This window comes from Legionella spiritensis (assembly GCF_900186965.1).
In the GTDB taxonomy this organism is placed as follows: Bacteria; Pseudomonadota; Gammaproteobacteria; order Legionellales; family Legionellaceae; genus Legionella_C; species Legionella_C spiritensis.
Window position 1 is genome coordinate 2,426,760 of sequence record NZ_LT906457.1, and the last position, 16,869, is coordinate 2,443,628.

Below are 16,869 nucleotides of genomic sequence, written 5' to 3' on the forward strand. Positions count from 1 at the left end.
CCCCCCACAAAATTATCTAGTACTAAATAAGTCTTGATTAGCGGTTTATTTGTTCCGCAGACTCTACTATTAATATAGTACCAATTTAGTTCCATTTAAAGCAAATGGCAGATTTTACTCTATTTTAATAAGACATTGAAGAAAAAAAGAAAATAAATCGATAAAACATCGGAAAAATATAACTACAATTCCCTAGGTTCTGTGAACAAAAATTTTCTTCGCACCATTTTTTGCGAAAAAACAGTAGCCCGTAATGAGGCCTGCGGCCGTATTGCGGGTTTGATGTGCCACTTATGAACGTTTTCCCGCATTACGGCTTCGCCTTCATGACGGGCTACAAGACATTATCATTTGTTGCACAACAATAGTTGCCGTGTTTTCGATCGGAAAAAAATTGGTTCACGGAACCTAACAACGCGGATTTTTATAGATTTGCCTGTCATCATTGTCTAAGATCTTTATATATAAAGAAAATTTTAACCTACCCCTGGCCGGCCATGAAAAAACGGTTCTATTTCATTTTTTTGTTTGTAATTCTGATGCTCGGAGGATGGTTTGCCGCTCGATTGCTGGCCGGCGAAAAAGTCATGGTCGTCCATCCTCATATTGGAACGGCTATTCGAGCCGCTTATGGAACCGGTACCGTGGAAGCCAGTGTCATGATGCCGATTGCATCACGAATCACTGCCAGACTGGTTGAACTAAAAGTGGATGAAGGGAGTCAGGTGGTCAGGGGACAATTACTGGCCCGCCTCGAAGATGAGGAGTTGCAACACTCCCTGAAAGAATTAAAAGCCAGGGAAGATTATGCGTTGAACAAATATGAGCGCAGCATGAGGCTGCATAAGAAAGGAAATGTTTCCACCAATGAATACGAAAGCGATCGCTCCGCCTGGTTAGCGGCCAAAGCGGCCGTTGACATGATTGAAGCACAGATTTCCTATTTAAAATTGATTGCGCCAGCCGACGGTACGATCATTCGCCGTGACGGTGAGGTCGGGCAACTTATACCGGCCAATCAGGCCATTTTCTGGCTGATGTGTTGCGCTCCGTTGCGTATCACTACTGAAATTGACGAGGAGGATATTGCCCATGTCGCAATAGGTCAGCCGGTTTTAATCCAGGCCGATGCGTTTCCTGGTCGAATATTTCATGGCGAGGTACAGGAAATCACTCCCAAAGGCGATCCAGTCTCCCGCAGTTATCGGGTTCGCGTCAAACTGATTGGAAAAACGCCCCTGATGATAGGCATGACGGCAGAGACCAACATTGTCTTCTATGAAAACAAAAAAGCCCTTCTTATACCCACCACCGCCGTCATTGACGACAAAGTCTGGCTGATTAAAAACGAACGTCTCAAAAGCACGCCCGTAAAAACAGGTGCCCGAGGTGAGGAATTCACGGAAATCACAAGCGGTTTAACGGAAGCGGATCTTGTCGCGCTTCATCCGAAGGATAACTTTGAAAATGGTTCAAAAGTACGGCCGGTCCTGGTGAAGCAGGGTGATACATGAAATTATTACTACACATCGCCTTGAAACACCTGCTGGCACGCAAACGCCAAAGCATTGTTTCATTATCGGGTATCATATTGGGAGTCGCATTTTTTCTGACCATCTCTTCAACCATGCAAGGATCGGAAAAGGATTTCATCAGACGGCTTATCAATAATCTGGCCCATATTTCGATCAGTGATGAATTTCGCAACCCCCGCCGCCAACCGATCCTTAAGTATTATCAGACCGGCGCTCTTGAATTACGCCATGTTCAACCTGTTACGGAAACCCGGGGGATCCGCGGGTATAAAAAAATTCTCCGCTATCTGGATTCATTCCCGGATTTAATTGCGGCACCGGTGTTAAAGGGGCAGGTATTGGTCAATTTTGCCGGCAAGGATTATGGTATCACCATCAATGGTATGATTCCCGAGGATATCAGCCGGGTAACCACTCTGGCAGATTATATGAAATATGGTTCTCTCGATGGTTTAATTGCCGATCAGAATGGTATTATCATCGGAGATGAACTGGCGCGTAAACTATCTCGAACACTGGGAGATAATCTGACCGTGGTCGCTACCACAGGACAAATCCGGGTCTTTAAAATCGCGGGTATTTTTCACACCGGTCGTTCCGACATAGACAATGGGCAAGCCTACGCCGAATTAAAACGGGTACAGGCCTTGCTAGACCGCCCTAACCGGGCCAACGCCATCGTTATCAAGTTACAGGATCCCTACCAGGCTTATCCGCTGGCGACCCGGATCGAAAATCAGATCAGCTATAAATCCGTTTCCTGGCAGGAAGCCTCGGAAGACTTGCTCAATACCCTGATGATTCGCAATATCATCATGTATAGTGTCGTCAGTGCCGTATTAATAGTAGCCGCCTTTGGCATTTATAATGTCATTTCAACCGTAGTGATGGAAAAGCATCGCGATATAGCCATACTCAAATCGATGGGTTTCCATGCCGCAGACATTCAACGTCTTTTTATCATGCAAGGTATTATCCTGGGAGTATGTGGTTGTTTACTTGGTTTGCCTCTTGGTTGTTTATTGATGTACGGCATGATGCAATTTGAGTTTAAAATACCGGGCAGCTCGGAAATCGTTCACCTGCCGCTGGATTGGGGATGGCCGCAATTCGCCGTCGCCGCGGCGTTCGCCCTTCTTGCCGCGCTTATTGCAACCCTGCTTCCGGCACGCAAAGCGGCCCTGGTGCAACCCGTTGATATCCTGCGGGGTGAAGTATGAGTGGAACCATTGTCAAGGTAGAGAAATTGACTCGGCGTTTGCCGGGAGAAGTACCAATCACACTGGTAAACCAGGTCAATCTCGACGTCTATAAAGGCGAGTTGCTGGCTATTACAGGCCCTTCCGGTTCGGGGAAGTCGTCTCTGTTGTATTTACTGGGGCTGCTTGATACCCCGACACAAGGCACTGTCTGGATGGAGGGAAACAACGTATCCGGTTATAGTCAAAACCAATTGGCCGATATCCGACTGCACAAATTAGGTTTTGTATTCCAGTTTCATTACCTGTTACCTGAATTTACCGCGCTGGAAAACGTCATGCTCCCCATGCAGCGCCTGGGGCAATTATCCCGACAAGCCATAACCGTACGCGCTCTGGAATTGCTATCTGATCTGGGGCTTGAGGAACAATGTCACAAACTTCCCAAACAGCTTTCCGGCGGCCAAAGTCAACGCATCGCCATAGCCCGTGCCCTCGCTAACGATCCCGTTTTGATTCTGGCCGATGAACCCACGGGAAATCTGGACACGGCATCCAGTCAGAACGTACAAACCATTTTACAGACTATGGTTCACCAGTTTCAACGCACGGTCGTTGTCGTCACGCATGACAATGACTTTGCCGAAACCGCCGATCGACGAGTCGTTCTGATAGACGGTAAACTGCAATCATCGTAAGAATTTTGAAATGTCCTCTCCAAACCAAGCTGGTTTAAATATTAACCTGACAATATAACAATCACTATGATTTATTGACATACAATTTCATCTTTATATAATGATCCTGCGCTTTATGGTACCCAGGTGCTTCCTGGGGTAATAACCACCAATATTCGGCACAAGGATAATTCATGCGGCTATCCCGATTTGCAATAAACCTGATTCTTATAATCAGCAGCTCTTTTTTAAACGTACCTTCACAGGTTTTTGCCGAACCGGCTAATCTCAGCCTGGCTAAAAAGAATGTTCAGATCTATCACGACTCCGGTGTTTATTCTCAGGAACTGACCGCCGCCATTAATCAGGCGCACCGCTATATCCTGCAGCAGGTAGAGGCAAACAAACAAAAACATAACCGGCAAAAACTGGCCGTTGTATTAGACATTGATGAAACCAGCATCACTAACTACAACAAAATGGTAAAACGTGACTTTGTTGGTAACCGCCAGCAAATTCATGAAGAAATTATGGCAGCCGACTCCCCGGCTATCCGACCGATGCTGGAACTTTACCAGGATGCCGTCAAACATGGCGTCAAGGTATTTTTTGTAACGGGACGGGACGTGTCTGAACTGGAGGCGACCAAAACCAATCTGATACGTGCCGGTTACAAGGATTGGTCGGGCTTATACCTGCGCCCGATGGATTATCATGACGCCTCCATCATACCGTTTAAAACCAGAACACGGGCCTTAATCAGTAAAAAGGGGTACACCATCATCGCCAGTATCGGTGACCAATACAGCGATCTGATAGGAGGTTTCGCCAAAAAAGCGTTTAAGCTGCCCAATCCTTTTTATTTCCTGCCCTAGTGCGTTGGGTTGTCTGTAGACAACCCCGTGTCAGGACTGACTTGACTCACAAAGATAATTCACTTCAATAATTTCATATTCCACCATGCCGCCAGGCGTATGCACTACTACGGTGTCATCCACTTGCTTGCCAATCAGCGCGCGTCCAATCGGGGAACTATAGGAAATTTTATTTAATTTAATATCCGCTTCATCTTCACCGACAATCTGATAATCGATTTCAGCATCGGTGACCAGATGGCAAACTTTCACGGTTGCCCCAAATACCACTTTGCCGTTGTTAGGTAACTTGCTGATATCTACAACCTGGCAATGCGACAGTTTCGCTTCCAGTTCCAGTATCCGTCCTTCATTAAAACTCTGCTGCTCCCGCGCCGCGTGATATTCCGCGTTTTCCTTTAAATCACCATGGGCACGAGCCGTTGCAATCGCCTCGATGATACGAGGACGTTCGATTGTTTTTAAACGATGTAATTCTTCTTTCAGAGCTTGCGCACCCTGAATTGTCATTGGATGTTTTTGCATAACCACCTCTAGTGTAAATCCTGTAAACGGGTTACCGTTTCCCGATCTTCATATTTCATGGCAAGACATGCGGCTTCCGCACCTGATAAGGTCGTTGTATAACTGACTTTGTGTTGCAGAGCGTTACGCCTTATGGCAAACGAATCCGCGATAGCCTGCTTGCCTTCCGTGGTATTGACAATAAAGTCAATCTCATTATTTTTGATAAAATCCAGCACATGGGGTCGACCTTCGGCTACTTTAAAAACCCGACGGCAGTCGACTCCGGCCGCCTGTAACACCAATGCGGTACCGCGAGTAGCGATGATTTCAAAGCCCAGCAGGATAAGCCGTTTGACGATTTCACCCACCTTGGTTTTGTCCGCGTCCCGGACCGACACGAATGCGCGGCGACGTTTCACAATATTACAACCTGCCCCTAATTGGGCCTTGGCATAAGCCTGGCCGAACCGTCTGGCGATCCCCATGACTTCACCGGTTGATTTCATTTCCGGACCCAGTATGGAATCCACCCCGGAAAATTTTATAAACGGGAAAACAGGTAGCTTAATCGAATAAAACGATGGCATCTGGGAATTCTGATTCAAGCCCTGTTGTTTTAAAGTCTGTCCGGCCATACAGCGCGCCGCAATTTTTGCCAGTGGCAAACCTGTGGCTTTTGAGACAAATGGCACCGTACGTGATGCTCTGGGGTTAACTTCCAGAACATAAATATCATCAGCCTGAATGGCAAACTGGGCATTAATCAAACCGACAACACCCAACTTTAAAGCCAACTGGCGAATCTGTTCAATCAAATCCTGCTGAACAACCACGCTAAGACTGAATGGCGGCAAGGTGCAGGCTGAATCGCCTGAATGCACACCGGCCTGCTCAATATGCTCCATAATACCGCCTATCATGACCTCCTGTCCATCGCAAACCGCGTCAATATCCACTTCAATGGCGTCGTTAAGAAATTTATCCAGTAACACGGGAGAATCGTTGGAAACCTCAACCGCGTGGGCAAGATAATGGCGGAGGTCTTCCTCCTGGTAGACGATCTCCATAGCCCGCCCTCCCAGAACATAGGATGGCCGAACCACAAGAGGATAACCAATACGCTTGGCCACTTCCAGAGCTTCTTCCTCGCTGCGGACAGTGCCATTGGCAGGTTGATGTAAATTCAATTCCGTCACCAGTTTTTGAAAGCGCTCCCGGTCTTCGGCCTTGTCAATCGCATCCGGTGAGGTACCAATAATTTTAACACCATTGGCTTCCAGTTCTCTGGCCAGTTTGAGAGGCGTCTGCCCGCCGTAATGCACGATGACCCCATCAGGCTTCTCCACTGCCGCGATAGCTAACACATCTTCAAGAGTTACCGGTTCAAAATAAAGGCGATCTGACGTGTCAAAATCCGTAGAGACCGTTTCCGGATTGCAATTGACCATAATGGTTTGATAACCCGCTTCCCGCAAAGCCATGGCGGCATGGACACAACAATAATCAAATTCGATACCCTGTCCGATGCGATTGGGGCCACCGCCGAGAATCATGATTTTTTTTCTGTCAGGATCCGGACGAGCTTCACAGACAGTTTCATAACAGGAATACATATAAGCCGTATCGCTTGGAAACTCTCCGGCACAGGAATCAATTCGCTTGTAAACAGGAATAACACCCAATTCCAGTCGACGTTCTCTGATCCGGGTCTCGGTACAATACATCAATCGCGCCAGATAAGCGTCTGAAAATCCTTCCCGTTTCATAGCCTTAAGTGTCGCTTTATCAATGTCTGCTATCGATTTTCCATGCACGAGGCGTTCCATCAATACCAGTTCCTCGATTTGCCCCAAAAACCACGGATCAACACGGCTTTCCTGATGGATTTCCTCAAGGGACATGCCCAGGCGAAACGCGTCGGCAATGAACCATAACCGATCGGGCGTAGGCTCTCTCAGATGTCCTCGCAAGACGGATATATCATCTTCTTTTTTGTAAAGCGAGTTCAGACCACTCCGGCCTGTTTCAAGCCCTCGTATGGCTTTTTGTAACGATTCCTTAAAGTTGTAGCCAATCGCCATCACCTCACCGACTGATTTCATTTGCGTGGTTAACGTCGATGGTGTTTGCGGGAATTTATCAAAATTGAACCGGGGTATTTTAGTGACGACATAATCGATACTGGGTTCAAAGGAAGCCGGGGTTTTGCCGCCGGTGATTTCATTGGCCAGTTCATCCAGGGTATAACCAACCGCGAGCTTGGCAGCTACCTTGGCAATAGGAAACCCGGTGGCCTTGGAGGCCAGTGCCGAACTGCGCGACACCCTGGGATTCATCTCGACAACCAGAATCCGGCCGTCATCCGGATTTACGGCAAACTGCACATTGGAACCACCCGTATCCACGCCAACGGCACGCAACACTTTGATGGCCGCGTCACGCATGCGTTGAAACTCCTTGTCGGTCAAGGTCTGGGCGGGTGCTACCGTAATGGAATCCCCGGTATGTACACCCATGGGATCAATATTTTCTATGGTGCACACAATAATGCAATTGTCGTTTTTATCCCGCACCACTTCCATTTCAAATTCTTTCCAGCCCAACACCGATTCATCAATCAAAAGTTCTCTCGTTGGCGACAGATCCAATCCCCTGATGCAGATTTCCTCAAATTCTTCCCGGTTATAGGCTATACCGCCACCGCTCCCGCCCATGGTAAATGACGGCCTGATGATTGCTGGAAAACCAAGCTGCGCCTGAACCTGGAATGCTTCTTCAAGGCTATGGGCAATAGCGGAACGCGGCATTTCCAGTCCGATTTGTTTCATCAGATGACGAAACTTGTCCCGATCTTCCGCCCGGTCAATCGCTTCCCGCGTCGCACCAATCATTTCGACGGAATATTGTTCCAAAACGCCTTCCCTGACCAAATCCAGGGCACAGTTCAACGCGGTCTGGCCACCCATGGTCGGCAAAATGGCGTCTGGCCTTTCCTTTTCAATGATACGTGCGACCTCCCGCCACTGTACCGGTTCAATATAAGTGGCATCGGCCAACTCCGGATCAGTCATAATGGTAGCCGGATTGGAATTAACGAGAATGACGCGATATCCTTCTTCTTTCAACGCCCGCACTGCCTGTGTGCCGGAATAATCGAATTCACAAGCCTGGCCAATGACGATAGGGCCTGCGCCCAGAATCAGAATGGATTGAATGTCGGTGCGTTTTGGCATAATAGATACAAATCGTTCAATTAGGGAAAGTGGCTTATTTTACCGATTTTTGCTTAAAGTTTATACCCGTTCTTTGCTATTTTCCGGTTGCCTTGTAATTATTACCGCTATGATGCCATAAATCCGGGGATTTCAGTCCATGTCCAGGTTTCGTGAACCAATATTTTCCGTAAAGCAACAGTAAAATCCATTGCGTTGTGAAACGGTTCTTTATACGCTGCAAGTTCCTCTCTAATTTCAGGAGCGTTTTATGTATAAAAAATTGATTGTCAGCGCGTTTTCAATGGCCGGCTTTATGATGACCCCGGTTTTTGCCGATAATTTGAATTCCTGCAGTGTGCAGGTTGCCGTAGCGACCCCCCCGATACAACTCGATGAAAACGTCGCGTTCAATGTGACAGGTGAGGGTTTCAACAAGTCCATCACACTCCAGGGCGGAAGCGCGCCTCAATACATTGACAATATTCCTTGTACGGACATACCTTATTTTATAAGTGCCACGTCCTATCCCACACCGTCTAACGGTACAAGAGCCAATATGCCGCCTGTAGGCCAGTGCCAGTTAAAGGCCGGAGCTGTCGTCCTGAATGGATCCGGTAACAGCGTTTCCGTCGTATTCCCCAACGATTTTATCTGTAATTCCTGACAAACAGTGGGGCAGGCCACTGCCCCCACGTCACCGGATCTCCCCGGTCAATTTCCCCCAAACCTGCCCGACCAACTCATGCAAGGCAATAGTTAAATAGACCAGATTGTGGGCATTCGGCACATAAAACTTTCCCCAGCGTTCATCATTCCAGAAAAATGTAAAATCAGCGGGAGCGGCAACAGGATGCAATCCTTGTGACCGGCACAGCGCCATGGCTCGCGGCATATGAATGGCCGAGGTCACCAGATAAAAAGGTTCCTCATGAACCCAATGTTTGATAGCCCGGGCCTGATCGGCCGTATTAAGCGATCGGGTTTCCAGAATCACGTCGCCGGGTGGCAACGCAAACAGCGAAACCACTTGTCTCATCCGTTCCGCTTCCGGTAATTCACCGCCGTAACCACCGCCTGATAACAATAATTTGCCGGATGGTAACTGGCGCAACAATCGTATTCCTTCAATCAGTCGTTTGATACTGGCGGTATTCAGCAAGTCGCCGGCCGGCTTGCCCGGTATATCCACCTGCCCCCCGCTGAACACCACAACCCGGGAAATGCCAGGATCGGGTTTGTCCACCACGTGATATTGATTTTCAAGATGAGTGGTCAACACATAGGGAAGCCATCCGAGACTGGTTGCAAGCAAGACGGCATAAATTACGGTAAATCCTGTCTTTAGGAACATGGGAACACGGTGTCTGTACAGACAGAAAAGCAAGGCGGTAAACCCAATCATCACCAGACAGAAAGGACTAAACAACGCTTCAAAAATATGGCGCAATACCATCGCTATTTTACCCGGCGCATTAAAAAAATACCCAGCAACGCAAACAGGCAGGTAGGCCCTAATGCCGCCAGAACAGGGGGCCATTGAAAAACCTGGCTAACCGGCCCGAAAAAACGATTAACAATATGAAAACCAAAACCCACCGTGATACCTGCCAGTAATTTGGAACCCATCGTGGAAGAACGTAATGGCCCGAAGATAAAAGGAATAGCCAGGATCATCATGACGACAGTGGTCAAAGGCTGAACCAACCGTTGCCAAAAAGCGAACTGATAATTTCGCGCGGTTTGAAAACTGCGCTTTTGCTCACGCAGGTATTGCCGTAATTCGTGCAAGGTCATCTCATCCGGCTCACTGCTGGATAAATTCAACAACTTGGGCTTTACCGCAACATCCCAGGACATATGGTCACGATGGATGGCTTCTGTTTTATCGTTATTAATAACGGTCTCGGCCACGTTATGAGCGACCCATCCCTGAGACGTGTATTCAATTCGCTCCATCTGACGGGCGTAACGCAACTGATGCCTCTCGTCAAAATGAAACTGGTGAACATTCTGAAGAACGTTATCGCCTTGAACAGAACCGATGCTGACAAAATCATTGTTATACCGCAACCACAATCCATGCGCCGTACGCAGAGCCTGTCCGCCGCTTATGGCCATTGTTCTCCGGTTATTGGCAAAATGGGCGAGATGGGGTACAACGGTTTCGCCAATCAAGGTCACCAAAACAATGATAACGAACGCGACTTTCAACACGGCCAGAGTAATTTGAGCAATGGACATACCTGCCGCCCGCATCACAATCAACTCACGATGATTTGCCATAATCCCGAGTCCAATCAGACATCCCATCAAACTGGCCATCGGGAAAAACAGGTAAACCTGGTAGGGCATTTGCAATAATACAAATACGGTAGCCTGGAAAATACCGAAATCACCGCGCCCCAAATCATCCAGTTGATTGACAAACAAAATAAATATCTGAAGCCCGGCAAGCATCAATGTCACCAGAGAAACGGCGCTTAAGACTGATTTGGCAATATAACGATCAAGTAATTTCATGACAGGGCCACCCGATTACGCCAGACCAATATCGCTCCGACCAGAAACACCACACCATGCAGCCACCACATACCCAGCCATTGGGGCACTTTACCCGCCGCTACCCAGTCGCGCGCCACGAACATGAAATTGGCATAAATAATATAGAGCAGGATGGCCGGCAACAATTTGGCATACTTACCCGATCGGGGATTCACCCGGCTTAACGGCACGGCCACCAGAGTCAGCGTCAACACCATGATGGGTACGGACAAGCGCCATTGCAGTTCTGCGGCCTTACGGTTATCCGGATTAAACAAAGGCAGTAAATCCACTGTTTTTATGGTGCGCATATCGTTTTTAATTTCGACCTTCGGATGCGGTAAACGGGCCCGGTATTGCTGAAATTCGGCCACCTGGTAATTAGCTTGTCCCGGCGAACCCTCGTATTCCCGTCCTTTCTCCAGAACAATGTAATCCTCCGACGTTTGCGGATCGGACTCTGCGAATGCGTGCTCGGCCCAGAGGACGTCCCAGCCGGGCTTGTTATCCTTGATAACCTGCCGGGCCAGAAAAAGGTTACTGGCTCTCGAATGCTCTCGATTCATGGCTTCCACATAAAAAACCTGTCGTCCGTTTGAAACTTCGCGAAATCGGCCCGGAACTATGGTTTGAATCAAGGTTTGAATCCCGGATGACCGTAACAGCTTGGTTCTCTCCGTCGCGATAACCGGACTGGCCCAAATCATGATAACGGTCACCAGAACCGTCACCACGGCCGCCATAATATAAGTATGCCTGAGTAACTGGGACGGCCCGTAACCACAGGCCTGCAATACCGTCATTTCACTTTCCGCATACATTCGGCCGTAAGCAATCAACAGCGCCACAAAAAAACCAAGCGGCAGTAACAATCCCATCAGATTAGGCAACTCCAGCATCATTAATTTCATGATAATGACACCGGGAATCTGGCCACTGGCCGCACGATTTAAATAACGTACAAACTGGTTGCTCATAAAAATGAGCAACAGAATGGTTGTCAAGGAAGCCAGCGTGACAAACACTTCTTTAGCCAGGTAGCGAAAAATCAACGCCATTTTTTTCTCAACAGGTTGGATGTCATAATTATCAATTTATTACTTTTGCAGTTTTCCAGGCGATAACTTTAAAAAACACATGTCAAAGTTCAATATCTTACCACAAAACATAAGGCCCCGTCAGGCATTGATTTTTTGCATGGTCAATCCTGTTTAACGAATACAAAAGTACAATGGCACCGGTTAACCGCTTTTGCAGCGTTAAATAGATAAATGCGCCGAACCCGGGTAAACTAGCTGTTTTGCACATCACAGGATTTCAAAATGAATTATGGATTATGCACCTCTTCCACCCTGCTGGAAAGCGACTGTCTGATTCTTGGTCTTTTTGAGGACGGTGAACCCGGCGAGCTGGTTCGGACTCTTGACGAGCAACTCCACGGCATGGTCAGCCGCCTTTTCGGGAAATTGCAGGAAAGTGGTGACTGGACGTGGCAGGCTGACACCGCTCAGGGCAGTTTGATGCTGATTCATTGCGGTAAAAGTGATGAATTTACTATCAAGCAGTTACGCAAGAAAATGGCGGAGATCCTGACTAATTTACGCACCCACAAAATCCGTTCGGCCACCCTCTGTTTACCGCCCTTGTCTAACCGGACGCCGGACTGGCAATTGACACAAATGCTGCTGATGGTCGATGCGCACTGCTATCAACTCAACAGCTTTAAAACGAAACATGGAAAACCACCCGCCCTGGAATCCGTCTGTTTTCATATAAAAGGCGCTGATCAAAACACCCTGGATCAGGCACAAGCCATTGCCACAGGGATTACGTTCACCCGAACTCTGGCCGATTTACCGGCCAATTACTGCACGCCAGGCTATCTTGGAGAACAAGCCCTGTTACTGGCCAAGGAACATAACACCGTTACAACAAACGTCATGGGTCCCAACGAGATGCGCAATCTTGGCATGGGAGCTTTTCTTGCGGTGGCCCAGGGCAGCCAGGAAGAACCGAGACTTATCGAAATGCACTACCAGGGAGGCGGCGATCTTGCTCCGGTTGTCCTGGTCGGCAAAGGCATTACCTTTGATTCCGGTGGACTCTCCCTGAAACCGGCCAACACCATGGATGAAATGAAATACGATATGTGCGGCGCAGCCAGTGTGTTTGGCACTATCAAGGCCTGTGCCCTGTTACAACTACCGGTCAACGTCATCGGCCTGGTAGCCAGTGCGGAAAATCTGCCAAGCGGCAGCGCCGTCAAGCCGGGGGATATCGTGACCAGCATGTCCGGTCAAACCATTGAAATTATCAACACCGACGCCGAGGGCCGCCTGGTTCTGGCCGACGCCCTGACTTATGCCGAACGGTATAAGCCGAAAATGGTGCTGGACATAGCCACGCTAACGGGCGCGATGGTTGTCGCCCTGGGATACATTACCACCGGTTTCATGACCCAGGACGAGGAACTGGCCGATATCCTTCTGGCTGCCTCTGAGACCAGTGCCGACAAATGCTGGCGTATGCCTATGGACGATGAGTATCAGGATGCACTGGAAAGCCCGCTGGCCGATATGATTAACGGTGCGTTTGATCGCAGCGGCGGTTCCATCACCGCCGCCTGTTTTTTATCACGCTTTACCAAACATTATCGCTGGGCGCACCTGGATATTGCCGGCACGGCCTGGGTGACCGGGAAAAAACGCCAGGCTACCGGCCGCCCTGTCGCATTACTTATTGAGTTATTACGCCATGTCTCCAATACGCGTTGATTTTTATCTGCTGAAAAGTGGTGACCTGCAAACCAGATGGCATCTGGCTTGCCGATTACTGGAAAAAGCTTATTTGCGTGGCCATCAGATTTTCGTGCTCTGCAATAACCGGCAAGAAGCCGAACATCTTGATGAATTGCTATGGACTTTTAAAGAGGACAGCTTTGTACCGCATAATCTGCAGGGAGAAGGCCCGGAACCACCACCCCCAATCCAGATTGGCCATGCTCAGGAACCGCGTGGCTTTAACGATATATTATTAAATCTGTCTGACGAAATACCGGCTTTTCACACCCGTTTTAGCCGCATCATGGAAATCGTTCTGAATGACGAAACCGCCAAGGAAATCAGCCGCCGGCATTACCGAACCTACAAAGCCGGCTCCTGCGCCTTGCAAACCCATACGATGGAATAGAGCACGGTACCTAGTACTGTTTCCATTTGGTTTTGACAGGCGCCTGTCATTCCCGCGCAGGCGGGAATCTATGGCTAAATTGGCTCTGTGCTATATCAGGCATAGATTCCCGCCTGCGCGGGAATGACAAGAAATGGCACACTTTGTGCAATGCTACCTGTCAAAACCAAATGGAAATGGTACTAGGCAAACCGATCCTGCAAGTATTGCGCGATAGTACGGATAGCCATGGCTTCTCCTCCTTCCGGTTTGCCCGGTTTACCGGCGACATTCCAGGCCATGATGTCAAAATGAACCCAGGATACGTCCGTGGATATGAATCGCTTTAAAAATAACGCCGCAGTGGTCGCCCCGGCATAGGGAGACGTACTGCAATTTACCAAATCAGCAACACTCGAATCCAGCAAGGCTTCATAATCGTCAAATAAAGGCAAACGCCAGACAGGATCGTTGATTGCGACGGACAACCTGGTCAGATCCGTTGCCAATTCATCGTCCGCAGTGAACATGGCCGCTATATCCGTTCCGACCGCCACACGGGCGGCGCCGGTCAGGGTCGCAAAATCAATGAGCAGATCCGGACTGTCCTCGCAAGCCTTGACCAGCGCATCCGCCAGAACCAACCTCCCCTCCGCGTCGGTATTATCCACCTCAACCGTTATACCGTTGCGCATCGTCAACACATCTCCCGGGCGGAAAGACTCCGGCCCGACGGCATTTTCCACAGCAGGAATCAAAACCTGTAACCGAACAGGCAAACCCGTAGCCATAATCCAATGAGCCAGACCCAGGACATGGGCAGCACCCCCCATATCCTTTTTCATCAAACGCATATTGGCCGCCGGTTTAATATCCAGTCCGCCGCTGTCAAAACAAACGCCCTTACCCACCAGGGTGACACGCGGTTGATGTTCCTTCCCCCAGGTTAACTGTAATAACCTCGGTACCGATGCGGAAGCGCGACCGACGGCATGGATGGCAGGGAAATTGTCACTCAGCAATTCATCACCACACCACTGTTTCAATTCAGCCTGGTGGACTTTGGCCAAATCCGAAGCGACCAGGGCTAATTGCTCGGGGCCCATGTCGTTGGTCGGCGTGTTAATCAAATCACGAACCATAAAAATGGCATCGCACATAGCCTTGAGCGCCGGTAACTTGTCTTTCGTTACCATCAGATATCGTGGTGAAGCATCACGTTTTTTATAACGGTCAAAGGCGTATTGCGCCAGCGTCCAGTTTATTTGCGCAAAAAAAGATAATTCCTGCTGAACCCGGTACGTGCCCGGAGGCAGGAGCGTGGCCGCGTGAGCCATTGCCCGGGCGTCCGTGGCATCTCCCTGCCCGACAAACACTGTTCTGATTTGTCCGTTATCATCATAAATAATACCGGTTTTGCCTGCTTGCCCTTTGAACTGCTGATTATCCAGAATGTTTTGCTCACGCGGACTTATCTCGATATCCTGATTATCCCACTGCGCTCGCGTTATTAAATATAAGGGGATGGCATGATCACTTTGACACCGGTAAAAACGTTCTGTCTGCATGATTACTCCTTCATTGAACCTCGAAATTGCGCCGGTTTGACCCCGGAAATGAGCAAGGCCAGCACATAGATAAACACGGCTGCCAGGACGTGCATAAATAATAGGGCCACACGCTGCAAGGGCGGCAGAGCAACCCACTGACTGACCTGACCGATCATGAAATACAGGTAAACGGCAATCGCTGCATTGGCAAAAACCAGCTGGATAATAAATTTCAACCATCCAAAAGCCGGCTTGTAAAAACCTCGTCGGATCAGAAGAAATAATAAAATACCACAATTAACATACCCGGCAAGTGCTGAAGCCAGTGTCAGTCCGGCATGTGCCAGAGGCCAGATAAAAACCGCACAGAGGATACTGTTCACCAGCATAGCCAGAGCACCGATTTTAACCGGGGTTTTAATGTCCTGCTGGGCGTAAAAACCTGAAGCCAGTACTTTAATCATCATAAATGCCGGGACTCCGGCAGCCAGTGCAACCAGGCTTTTTTGAGTCTGGAGAACGTCGATGGCTGAAAATTTCCCGTAAGCAAAACAACTTGCAATCACCGGCATGGAAAACAGGGATAAACCAAGACCCGCCGGTAACCCAATCAGTAAAATCAGACGTAATCCCCAATCCAGCGCCCGGGAAAATTTCTCACTGTTTTGTTCGGCGTACTTTCGCGACAGATGGGGTAAAATAACCGTGGCTATCGCCACGCCAAACACACCAAGCGGAAAATCCGTAAGACGATCCGTGTAATAAAGCCAGGATACGCTGCCAATTTGCAGAAACGATGCAAAAATGGAATCCACCATCAAATTTAACTGGGCGATGGATACACCGAATAACGCCGGAATCATCAACTTCAACACGCGCCGCACCCCTTCGTCTTTCCAGAAAATACGAGGTCTGACCAACAAGCCGCGGTGAAACAAAAAAGGAATTTGAAACAGGAACTGGGCAATTCCCGCCAGTAACACACCCCAGGCCAGAGCAACAACCGGCGCATCAAAATAAGGCGTGAAATAAACGGCAGCCAAAATCATGCAGATATTCAATATAACCGGGGTAAACGCCGGCACACCGAAATAACCATAGGTATTCAAAATAGCGCCGGCCATGGCCGTTAATGAAATCAACATCAAATAGGGAAATGTTACGCGCAGCATTTCCGTAGCCAATATGGAACGGGTACTGCCTTCACCGAAACCCGGCGCAAAAATAAAAATAATAATCGGTGCCGCCAAAACACCTATTACGGTAAGCACAGATAACACAGCACCCAATTGTCCGGTGACGCGGGCAATAAAAACCCGGACATCCCCGATGCTTTTTGTTTGCTGATATTCCGCCAGCACAGGTATAAATGCCTGTGAAAAAGCGCCTTCGGCAAAAAGCCTGCGCATGAAATTCGGAATTCGAAAGGCGACATAAAAAGCGTCAATCCCGGCTTGCGCGCCAAAAAAATAAGCCAGCAGCATGTCTCTTGCAAACCCCATCAGACGAGACAGCAACGTCATCACTGAAACCAGCGACGTGGAACGCAGCAGACTTTGCCGTTTGGGGAGAATGGTTTCAGAAACGGACATGGTAAAAAAA

At 48.7% G+C, this 16,869-nt stretch carries 14 protein-coding genes; 7 read left to right on the plus strand and 7 right to left on the minus strand.

From position 1 onward, the window contains the following. The first annotated feature begins 497 nt into the window (after window positions 1–497). The 4 genes from CKW05_RS10955 to CKW05_RS10970 all read left to right on the plus strand — a co-directional run bounded on the left by CKW05_RS10955 (window position 498) and on the right by CKW05_RS10970 (window position 4,286). Window positions 498–1,514 carry an efflux RND transporter periplasmic adaptor subunit gene (locus tag CKW05_RS10955; protein WP_058482140.1) on the plus strand — a complete coding sequence of 339 codons (1,017 nt, stop codon included), beginning with the start codon at window positions 498–500 and terminating at the stop codon, window positions 1,512–1,514. Next, window positions 1,511–2,755, plus strand: coding sequence for an ABC transporter permease (locus tag CKW05_RS10960; RefSeq protein ID WP_058482139.1), 1,245 nt, complete (start codon window positions 1,511–1,513; stop codon window positions 2,753–2,755). The genes CKW05_RS10955 and CKW05_RS10960 overlap by 4 nt, the downstream gene beginning before the upstream one ends. Further along, window positions 2,752–3,432 carry an ABC transporter ATP-binding protein gene (locus CKW05_RS10965; protein ID WP_058482138.1) on the plus strand — a complete coding sequence of 227 codons (681 nt, stop codon included), beginning with the start codon at window positions 2,752–2,754 and terminating at the stop codon, window positions 3,430–3,432. The genes CKW05_RS10960 and CKW05_RS10965 overlap by 4 nt, the downstream gene beginning before the upstream one ends. A gap of 173 nt (window positions 3,433–3,605) precedes the next feature. Continuing rightward, complete coding sequence (locus tag CKW05_RS10970; protein ID WP_058482137.1) at window positions 3,606–4,286, plus strand: HAD family acid phosphatase; 681 nt, start codon at window positions 3,606–3,608, stop codon at window positions 4,284–4,286. Between the two features lie 30 nt (window positions 4,287–4,316). Here CKW05_RS10970 and greA read toward each other — a convergent pair whose 3' ends face one another. Both greA and carB read right to left on the minus strand, forming a co-directional pair. Further along, the gene (gene greA / locus CKW05_RS10975; RefSeq protein WP_058482214.1) at window positions 4,317–4,811 is read right to left on the minus strand and encodes a transcription elongation factor GreA; all 495 of its coding nucleotides are present in this window, start codon (window positions 4,809–4,811) and stop codon (window positions 4,317–4,319) included. Window positions 4,812–4,819: 8 nt separating this feature from the next. Beyond that, the gene (gene carB, locus CKW05_RS10980; protein WP_058482136.1) at window positions 4,820–8,026 is read right to left on the minus strand and encodes a carbamoyl-phosphate synthase large subunit; all 3,207 of its coding nucleotides are present in this window, start codon (window positions 8,024–8,026) and stop codon (window positions 4,820–4,822) included. A 250-nt stretch (window positions 8,027–8,276) separates the two neighbouring features. On the opposite strand from carB, the gene CKW05_RS10985 reads away from it, so the two are divergent. Next, window positions 8,277–8,672, plus strand: a complete 396-nt coding sequence (locus tag CKW05_RS10985) for a hypothetical protein (protein ID WP_058482135.1) — start codon at window positions 8,277–8,279, stop codon at window positions 8,670–8,672. Between the two features lie 30 nt (window positions 8,673–8,702). On the opposite strand, the gene CKW05_RS10990 is transcribed toward CKW05_RS10985, so the two are convergent. The 3 genes from CKW05_RS10990 to lptF are packed head-to-tail and all read right to left on the minus strand — an operon-like array spanning window position 8,703 to window position 11,607. After that, window positions 8,703–9,545: a YdcF family protein gene (locus CKW05_RS10990; protein WP_231950452.1), complete on the minus strand. Its 843-nt coding sequence runs from the start codon at window positions 9,543–9,545 to the stop codon at window positions 8,703–8,705. Then, complete coding sequence (gene lptG, locus CKW05_RS10995) at window positions 9,464–10,528, minus strand: LPS export ABC transporter permease LptG (RefSeq protein WP_058482133.1); 1,065 nt, start codon at window positions 10,526–10,528, stop codon at window positions 9,464–9,466. Before lptG ends, CKW05_RS10990 begins: the two co-directional genes overlap by 82 nt. Next, on the minus strand, window positions 10,525–11,607 hold the full coding sequence (gene lptF, locus CKW05_RS11000) for an LPS export ABC transporter permease LptF (RefSeq protein ID WP_058482132.1): 1,083 nt from the start codon (window positions 11,605–11,607) through the stop codon (window positions 10,525–10,527). The genes lptG and lptF overlap by 4 nt, the downstream gene beginning before the upstream one ends. Window positions 11,608–11,871: 264 nt before the next feature. On the opposite strand from lptF, the gene CKW05_RS11005 reads away from it, so the two are divergent. Together CKW05_RS11005 and CKW05_RS11010 are read left to right on the plus strand one after the other, a co-directional pair. Then, a complete protein-coding gene (locus tag CKW05_RS11005; protein WP_058482131.1) occupies window positions 11,872–13,323 on the plus strand; it encodes a leucyl aminopeptidase in 1,452 nt (483 codons plus the stop codon). After that, window positions 13,304–13,738, plus strand: coding sequence for a DNA polymerase III subunit chi (locus tag CKW05_RS11010; RefSeq protein WP_058482130.1), 435 nt, complete (start codon window positions 13,304–13,306; stop codon window positions 13,736–13,738). The genes CKW05_RS11005 and CKW05_RS11010 overlap by 20 nt, the downstream gene beginning before the upstream one ends. A gap of 182 nt (window positions 13,739–13,920) precedes the next feature. Here the strand turns inward: CKW05_RS11010 and CKW05_RS11015 are convergent, their stop codons facing one another. Both CKW05_RS11015 and murJ read right to left on the minus strand, forming a co-directional pair. Then, entirely contained in the window at window positions 13,921–15,285 is a 1,365-nt protein-coding gene (locus CKW05_RS11015) for a leucyl aminopeptidase family protein (RefSeq protein WP_058482129.1), read from the minus strand. A 2-nt stretch (window positions 15,286–15,287) separates the two neighbouring features. Further along, complete coding sequence (murJ, locus tag CKW05_RS11020) at window positions 15,288–16,859, minus strand: murein biosynthesis integral membrane protein MurJ (RefSeq protein WP_058482128.1); 1,572 nt, start codon at window positions 16,857–16,859, stop codon at window positions 15,288–15,290. Between the last annotated feature and the right edge of the window lie 10 nt (window positions 16,860–16,869).

Bases quoted from the DNA above. Each gene is read 5' to 3' on its own strand.
- CKW05_RS10955 (WP_058482140.1), top strand. From the start codon at position 498: ATGAAAAAACGGTTCTATTTCATTTTTTTGTTTGTAATTCTGATGCTC.
- CKW05_RS10960 (WP_058482139.1), top strand. From the start codon at position 1,511: ATGAAATTATTACTACACATCGCCTTGAAACACCTGCTGGCACGCAAA.
- CKW05_RS10965 (WP_058482138.1), top strand. From the start codon at position 2,752: ATGAGTGGAACCATTGTCAAGGTAGAGAAATTGACTCGGCGTTTGCCG.
- CKW05_RS10970 (WP_058482137.1), top strand. From the start codon at position 3,606: ATGCGGCTATCCCGATTTGCAATAAACCTGATTCTTATAATCAGCAGC.
- greA (WP_058482214.1), bottom strand. From the start codon at position 4,811: ATGCAAAAACATCCAATGACAATTCAGGGTGCGCAAGCTCTGAAAGAA.
- carB (WP_058482136.1), bottom strand. From the start codon at position 8,026: ATGCCAAAACGCACCGACATTCAATCCATTCTGATTCTGGGCGCAGGC.
- CKW05_RS10985 (WP_058482135.1), top strand. From the start codon at position 8,277: ATGTATAAAAAATTGATTGTCAGCGCGTTTTCAATGGCCGGCTTTATG.
- CKW05_RS10990 (WP_231950452.1), bottom strand. From the start codon at position 9,545: ATGGCCCCCTGTTCTGGCGGCATTAGGGCCTACCTGCCTGTTTGCGTT.
- lptG (WP_058482133.1), bottom strand. From the start codon at position 10,528: ATGAAATTACTTGATCGTTATATTGCCAAATCAGTCTTAAGCGCCGTT.
- lptF (WP_058482132.1), bottom strand. From the start codon at position 11,607: ATGGCGTTGATTTTTCGCTACCTGGCTAAAGAAGTGTTTGTCACGCTG.
- CKW05_RS11005 (WP_058482131.1), top strand. From the start codon at position 11,872: ATGAATTATGGATTATGCACCTCTTCCACCCTGCTGGAAAGCGACTGT.
- CKW05_RS11010 (WP_058482130.1), top strand. From the start codon at position 13,304: ATGTCTCCAATACGCGTTGATTTTTATCTGCTGAAAAGTGGTGACCTG.
- CKW05_RS11015 (WP_058482129.1), bottom strand. From the start codon at position 15,285: ATGCAGACAGAACGTTTTTACCGGTGTCAAAGTGATCATGCCATCCCC.
- murJ (WP_058482128.1), bottom strand. From the start codon at position 16,859: ATGTCCGTTTCTGAAACCATTCTCCCCAAACGGCAAAGTCTGCTGCGT.